This window comes from Mesotoga sp. HF07.pep.5.2.highcov, assembly GCF_003666285.1.
Lineage (GTDB): Bacteria > Thermotogota > Thermotogae > Petrotogales > Kosmotogaceae > Mesotoga > Mesotoga prima.
In genome coordinates this window covers 1-1,210 of the sequence record NZ_JFHJ01000586.1, presented here as the reverse complement: position 1 = coordinate 1,210, position 1,210 = coordinate 1, and the positions used below count along the sequence as shown (strand labels likewise).

The 1,210-nt window shown below is 43.2% G+C and carries 2 protein-coding genes; both read left to right on the top strand.

The window, feature by feature from the left end; all coding sequences use genetic code 11:
* The first annotated feature begins 15 nt into the window (after nt 1-15).
* Complete coding sequence (locus BG32_RS12445; protein ID WP_310793892.1) at nt 16-168, top strand: VOC family protein; 153 nt, start codon at nt 16-18, stop codon at nt 166-168.
* Between the two features lie 71 nt (nt 169-239).
* Nucleotides 240-1,210, top strand: a 971-nt coding sequence (locus BG32_RS12440) for a WD40 repeat domain-containing protein (protein ID WP_147435018.1), incomplete at its 3' end; no start/stop codon positions are given.

The following is a 1,210-nucleotide window of genomic DNA, read 5'->3' as shown; positions in this document are numbered from 1 at the left end:
AACTCTATCATTACCTTGTTGACCAATGAGGTTGATGAATTCTACCGCAAATTGAAAGATGCTGGCGTGACGTGTTCCGAACCAACCGTAAGCCAGGAATTCAAGATCTATCATTTCTTTACAAAGGATCCAAATGGTTATCGGTTGGAGATACAGAAATTTCTATGAGAATTGTTGTTCAGTTCTTTAGTATTCTTGAATGGTAGAATTGATTGAAAACTTCAATCAGGGTGATAAAATTGAAAAAAATAGCTCTACTGGCTAGTTTGCTTTTCTCAGTGGTACTGTTCAGTATAGAGTATTCACCGGACAGCAAGGCATTCAGCGCTACTTCAGTGGCAGTAAGTTTAGACGGAGAGAAACTTGTCGCAGGTTATATTGATAACACAATCAAAGTCTGGAGCCTTTTGGATGGTAAACTACTGAACAACCTTTCTTTCAATAGTTCATGGGTAACCGCCGTCGCTGTTTCGCCCGATGGTAAGAAGGGTATCGCCGGGTACGACGATGGGATGATTATCGTGTGGGATCTTGCCACGGGAAGAAAAATCAAATCGCTTAGCAGTCATACAAGCACGGTAAACGATCTAATTGTGACGAAAGACAGCAAGACGTTGTTTTCCTGTAGCTCAGATGCTACCGTGAAGATCTGGTCGCTTGCTGACCTGGCTTTTATTAGAACGCTTAGAGGCCATTCCGGATCGGTCTTTTCAATTGTGGATTGGCCTGAACAGAGTCGACTGTACTCTGCTTCAGAAGATGGAACCCTTAGAATCTGGGATTCTTCCACGGGTCAGCAGGTAAAGGTAATCAGAGCGGAAATAGGGGCCCTCACAGCAGTCTCCATGGATGAAGGAAGGTCGATCCTAATTCTTGGATCTGAGGCGGGACAACTGAAATCCTACGATGTCAAGACCTGGTCGTCACTTAAGACCACAAGAGCTCACAATGCACAGATAACAAAAATCTTGATTGACAATGAAGTTGTTTATACTGCGTCCAGTGACAGGACAATAAAACTTCTCTCTCTGCCTTCGTTTAGCCTTATAAAAATGATAACTGGGCACACCTGGGACGTTACTGAGATAGCTCTTTCAATGGATGGTCATGTCCTCTATTCTTCCTCGACAGATGGCAAATTGAAGGTATGGGACATTGAAAAGGCTTCAGCAGTAGGAACATTGATTGGTTTTGGTGATGGGGAGTATTT